Genomic DNA, 1350 nt, shown 5'->3' with positions numbered 1-1350 from the left:
TGAAGCGCCCTGGGTTTGTTGGAGGCTCCTGACCTTGGAAACGAGGATGGAGTTATGCCGAAGGAACTGGCGAATGGGAAGCCGACGACTCGTCGCTACTCGGTCGAGGAGAAGGCCGCCGCGGTGCGGATGGTGAGGGCGCTGCGCGCCGAGCTGGGCGTCACGCAAGGGACCGTGCAGCGCGTCGCGACGCAACTCGGATACGGGGTCGAGTCCGTGCGCATGTGGGTCAAGCAGGCCGACATCGACGACGGCGTCGCTCCAGGCGTGAGCAACGCGGAGACGCAGCGGATCCGGGAGCTCGAGCAGGAGAACCGGGAGTTGCGCCGGGCTAACGAGGTGCTCAAGCGGGCGGCGTCTTTCTTCGGGGCGGAGCTCGACCGCCACTACCGGAAGTAGTCGCGTTCATCGACGCGAACAAGGACGACCTCGTTGACGGTCGCCGGCTCGGAGTCGAGCTCATCTGCAGACTGCTGCAGGTGGCTCCGAGCAGTTACTACGCCGTCAAGACCCGCGCCCCGTCCGCACGCGCGGTGCGAGACGAGGAGCTGATCCCTCAGCTGGTCGAGCTCTGGGAGACCAACTACCGGGTCTACGGGGTCCGCAAGCTCTGGAAGGCTGCCCGCCGCGCGGGGATCATCATCGGCCGGGACCAGACCGCCAGGCTGATGCGCGCCGCAGGCGTCGAGGGCGCGAGGCGTTCGAAACGGGTCAAGACCACCAGGCCGGATCCGGCATCGGCAAGGCACCCTGACCTCGTCAAGCGGGAGTTCACCGCGACCACGCCGAACCGGCTCTGGGTGACCGATCTGACGTTCGTGCCGACCTGGGCCGGCGTCGCCTACGTGTGCTTCATCGTCGACGCGTTCAGCAGGATGATCGTCGGATGGCGGGTCGCGTCGCACATGCGCACCGAGATGGTCATCGACGCGATCGAGATGGCCCGCTGGTCACGCGGCGCCCACCACGAGGAGCTGCGCTGTCACAGCGATGCGGGATCTCAATTCACGTCGATCCGCTACGGCGAACGCCTCGCGGAGATCGGCGCGACCCCGTCGATCGGCTCTGTCGGCGACAGCTACGACAATGCCCTCGCCGAGACGGTGAATGGGTACTACAAGGCCGAACTCGTCCGCGGGCCGGCACGATCCGGGCCGTGGAAGACCGTCGAGGAACTCGAACTCGCGACCCTCGGATGGGTGCACTGGCACAACACCGAGCGCCTCCACGGATACCTCGGCGACGTCCCGCCCGCCGAGTTCGAGCACGCGTTCTATGCTGTCCAAGCCGACCGCGAACAGCTGGTCGGAATCAAATAGCGCGAGTCTCCATCAAACCCAGGGCGCTTCA

At 66.5% G+C, this 1350-nt stretch carries 1 protein-coding gene and 1 other annotated feature; the gene reads left to right on the top strand.

From position 1 onward, the window contains the following. Positions 1-54: 54 nt before the first annotated feature. A protein-coding gene (locus ABFX36_RS18860; RefSeq protein ID WP_346077811.1) for an IS3 family transposase occupies positions 55-1319 on the top strand; the annotation gives its coding sequence in 2 pieces (ribosomal slippage) (positions 55-358 and positions 358-1319; 1266 coding nt in all). Continuing rightward, positions 354-488 (top strand) — a sequence feature (AL1L pseudoknot). It overlaps the preceding gene by 135 nt. Positions 1320-1350: the final 31 nt, after the last annotated feature.

The sequence above is a fragment of the Gordonia cholesterolivorans genome, assembly GCF_039531975.1.
GTDB classification, from domain to species: Bacteria; Actinomycetota; Actinomycetes; order Mycobacteriales; family Mycobacteriaceae; genus Gordonia; species Gordonia sihwensis.
This window is presented reverse-complemented; position numbering and strand designations above follow the sequence as displayed.